Source organism: Synechococcus sp. H60.3 (genome assembly GCF_047462295.1).
Lineage (GTDB): Bacteria > Cyanobacteriota > Cyanobacteriia > Thermostichales > Thermostichaceae > Thermostichus.
This window is the reverse complement of the sequence record NZ_JANSIY010000012.1, coordinates 1-4,286: the sequence shown is the minus strand read 5'-3', so window position 1 is coordinate 4,286 and position 4,286 is coordinate 1. Positions and strand designations below refer to the sequence as shown.

At 62.1% G+C, this 4,286-nt stretch carries 3 protein-coding genes; all 3 read left to right on the top strand.

All coding sequences use genetic code 11. The features are described from left to right. Positions 1-636, top strand: a 636-nt coding sequence (locus NW841_RS02545) for a LysM peptidoglycan-binding domain-containing M23 family metallopeptidase (protein WP_414385213.1), incomplete at its 5' end; no start/stop codon positions are given. Positions 637-729: 93 nt separating this feature from the next. Then, positions 730-2,070: an FIST N-terminal domain-containing protein gene (locus NW841_RS02540; protein WP_414366074.1), complete on the top strand. Its 1,341-nt coding sequence runs from the start codon at positions 730-732 to the stop codon at positions 2,068-2,070. Between the two features lie 161 nt (positions 2,071-2,231). Then, a complete protein-coding gene (locus tag NW841_RS02535) occupies positions 2,232-4,019 on the top strand; it encodes an ABC transporter ATP-binding protein (protein WP_414385212.1) in 1,788 nt (595 codons plus the stop codon). Positions 4,020-4,286 lie beyond the last annotated feature (267 nt).

Here is a 4,286-nt window from a genome sequence, read left to right as displayed (position 1 = left end):
CGGCAGGCCCTCTTGGCCGGTGGCTCCCTGACCCACACGGTGGGAGCCGGTGACACCATCGAGCGGATCGCCGCTCGCTATGGGGTAACGCAGCGGTCGATTATCCAGGCTAACAATCTGCGCAATCCCCATTGGCTGCGCATTGGCCAACGCCTCACGATTCCGGCGCCAGGCACGCAGCCCCCGATCCCAGCTCCTGCCCGACGAGCCCGGAGACAATCCCAAGCTCGGCCAGTGCTGGCAGCTCCTCCCCGGGCCCGTAGCAGTGGCTTCATCTGGCCGGTTGCCGGGCCAATCACCTCCGGCTTTGGCTACCGTCGCGGTCGCTTCCACGCGGGGGTTGATATTCCCGGCCCGGTGGGATCCCCCATTGTAGCTGTGCAGGAGGGGGAGGTCATTTTTGCCGGCAATTCCGGAGATGGCTATGGCAATCGCGTGGATATTCGCCATCCCAACGGGATCGTCACCCGCTACGCCCACGGCCATCAGATCTATGTGTCCAAGGGCCAGTACGTGCAGCAGGGGCAGACGATCATGAGCCGGGGCAATACGGGTCGCAGCACAGGGCCACACTTGCACTTTGAAGTCCGCCCTGGTGGGGGCGCACCTGTGGATCCGCGGCCCTATCTGCCCTAAACACCTTGCAAACAAGAGGCTACGTAGAACAGCCAGTCCTGGGCATAAATTGCTAGCCTAAAAAAGCAAACTCCAGACCGTAGGAACACGCCGATGCAGTGGGTGAACGCGCTCTCCCAGCTTCCTTCTCTGGAAGCGGCTCTGCGGCAGGTGGTGGAGGAAGCCAAGGCTAAGCTTCAGGCAGCTCAACTGAAGAGCGTCCTGACGCGACAGGTGCAGGCAGTGGGATCCGGCAGCTTGCCGGGGCTGCTCACCGGGTACGTTCCCCCGCAGCCGCTGCGGCCCAACCTAGGGATCCTGTTTGTGTCGGCGGCCTTTGCCAGCGAATACATTCGCGTGTTGCCACTGCTGTCGGATCTGCTGGAGGTGGACGTTTTGATTGGCTGCTCCGGCGGTGGTATCGTGGGTGGGGGGCAGGAAATTGAAGATGGGCCGGCCCTGTCGCTGTCTTTGGCGGTGCTGCCGGATGTGGCCTTGCACCCGTTTCATCTGCGGGGGGAACAACTGCCCGACTTGGATGCACCTCCTGCGGCGTGGATTGATCTGGTGGGGGTTGCGCCGCAGGCCCAGCCCCATTTCTTGCTCTTGGCGGATGGATTTTCCTCTCGGATCTCTGAACTGTTGCAAGGGCTGGATTTTGCCTATCCGGGGGCGGTCAAGGTGGGGGGATTGGCCAGTGGCGGCCGCGCTCCTCGCGGCAATGCTCTGTTTTTGCTGGATGCGCGTACCCCTACGCCCCGGCGGGAGCTGTATCGGGAAGGCACGGTGGGGCTGGCCCTCTCTGGCAACGTGGTGCTAGATGCGGTGGTAGCCCAGGGATGTCGCCCGATTGGGGATCCCTTGCGTGTCACCGAAGCGGAGGGGAACGTGATCCTCAGCTTGGAAGGTCGCCCTCCTTTGGTGGTCTTAAGGGATTTAGCCGAACGGCTCAGCCCGTCAGATCAACGCTTGGCCCGCCAAGCTCTCTTCATCGGCCTGCTGATGGACGAATTCAAATCCGAACCGACGCCGGGAGACTTTCTCATTCGGGTGATTCTGGGCGTTGACCCACGCCTGGGGGCAATGGCCATTGGGGATCGGGTGCGCCCCGGCCAGACGGTGCAGTTTCATCTGCGGGATGCCCAGACTTCGGCAGAGGATCTCCGGTGGGCCCTCAGTCGTTATTGTGTCGAGCGCAACTTGGGGCAAAGTTATTCGTCAGAGCGCCCCTCCCAGCCGCAACCAGAGCCCTGTGGGGCGCTGATGTTCTCCTGTTTGGGGCGAGGCAAAGGGCTGTACGGCACTCCCAACCATGACTCGCAGCGGTTTCGGGAATTGCTGGGGGACTTGCCGCTGGGGGGGTTTTTTTGCAATGGGGAGATCGGCCCGGTTGGGGGCTCCACCTTTTTACACGGCTACACCTCCTGCTTTGGGATCTTCTGGCCCGCCCGCTGAGGTTTTGGCCATCCTGAGCAGGAGCTGAGCCGAGTCTGTAGCTGAGACCCAGACTCCCTCAGTGACGCTGCCGAAGTCCCGCAGCTGCCCCAGCGGGAAAAGAAGGGAAGCTGGAGGGGTGGTCTATAATCCTGCCAATCCCTCGATCGCCGCCCTCAGCCATGGCCGATGTCGCTCCGGTTGTTACTTCTGCCCTTCTGACTGTTCAGGGGTTGCGGGTTTTCTTGCCCAGCCGCACTGCCGGCAGCAGCCAGACAGAATGCTTGGGATCCCTGGTGGTGGATGGGCTGTCCTTTCAACTGGGGGCCGGACAAGTCCTGGGCCTAGTGGGGGAATCGGGATCCGGCAAGACCATGACCGCCCTGACGCTGATAGACTTGCTGCCCAGCTCCGCCCGGGTGGAAGGCACCATTCTCTTTCAGGGCCCCCAGGGAACGGTGGACTGGCTGCGGCTGGATCCTCGGCAACGGCGGCGCTACCGCGGCTCCCAGATCGCCATGATCTTTCAGGAGCCGAGCACCGCCCTCAACCCCCTCTACACCTGTGGTCAGCAGTTGCGGGAAACCCTGAGAACCCATACCTCCCTCCCCCCGGCGGAGATCCACGCCCGGGCGATCCGCCTGTTCGAGGAAGTGCAGCTTTCCCCGCACCTGCTGGAGCGCTATCCCCATCAGCTCTCCGGCGGCCAAATCCAGCGGGCAGCCATCGCTTGTGCGATCGCCTCTAACCCTAAGCTGTTGATTGCTGATGAGCCGACTACCGCCTTGGATGTGACGGTACAGGCGGAGATTTTGCGCCTGCTCCGGGATCTGCAACAACAGCGGCAGATGGCCATTCTGTTTATCACCCACGACCTCAACCTGGTGGCCGAATTGGCGGATCAGGTGGTGGTGATGTGCCGGGGCCAGGCTGTCGAACAGGGAGCAGTGAGCCAAATTTTTTGCCAGCCCCAGCACCCCTACACCCGTGGCCTGCTAGCCTGTCGCCCACCGTTGGAGCGGCGGTTGCGGCGGCTGCCCACCGTCCAGGATTTCCAGACGGGTCAGGGATCCCTCTCGGTCGAGGAGCAGTGGCAGCAGGTGGAGATCCCTGCCGCCGAAGAGGAGGAACGGCTGCGGTGGCTGCAAAGTCAGCCTCCGCTGTTGCAGGTGCGGGAGTTGCGCACCCACTACCCCGTGCGCCAGGGGCTGTTTCGCCGCCCGCTGGGCGAGATCCGGGCCTTGGACGGGATTAGCTTCGATCTGTATCCGGGAGAAACCCTAGGGTTGGTGGGAGAGTCCGGCTGCGGCAAAACCACCCTGGGGCGAACCCTGTTGCGTCTGATCCAAGCCAGTTCCGGCCAGGTGATCTACGACGGAGAAGACTGGCTCCACCTACCGCCCCGGCACCTGCGCCGCTTACGCCGAGAAATCCAGCTTATCTTCCAGGATCCGGCAGCCTCTTTGGATCCCCGCATGAGCGTGGGAGCCAGCATTATGGAGCCGATGGTTCTGCACGGAATTGGGAAAAATGCTGCCGAGCGGCGGCAACGGGCCCAACGCTTGCTAGAACGGGTAGGGCTGGATCCGGAGGCGCTGGATCGCCTGCCCCATCAGTTTTCCGGCGGGCAGCGGCAGCGGATTTGCATTGCCCGCGCCCTGGCTTCGGAGCCGCGCCTGCTCGTCTGCGACGAGGCGGTGTCTTCTCTGGATGTCTCCGTACAGGCCCAGGTGCTGAACCTACTCAAAGATCTGCAGGAGGAGCTGGGGCTGACCTATCTGTTCATCTCCCACGACCTGAGCGTGGTCAAGTTCATGAGTGACCGCATCATGGTTATGAACCGAGGCCGCATCGAGGAAATCGGCCCTGCCTCCCAGATCTACCGGAACCCGCAGCAGGATTATACCCGCCGCCTCATCGCCGCCATTCCCAAAGGGGATCCCAAAAAGCGTGCCCGCCAAGCCGGATGAAGGGTTTCCCCTGAAGCCGGCAGCTCCGCCCTTTGCCCAGCGGCCACCCCACCCGCCTGTCTTTCGGCCAGATTTGCAATGAGGCTAGAATTAAGTAAACTTTGAGTCGTAAAGCTTTGGACTCCTTGTTAGCTGATTTAACAAAACGTTTTATCCGCAGTGTGGGCTGCAACCGGCTATGGCTCGCATACTCATCATTGAGGACGACCCTTCGATTCTGGATATCCTGCGCATCAATCTGGAGTTGGCGGGCTATGAGGTCGTAAA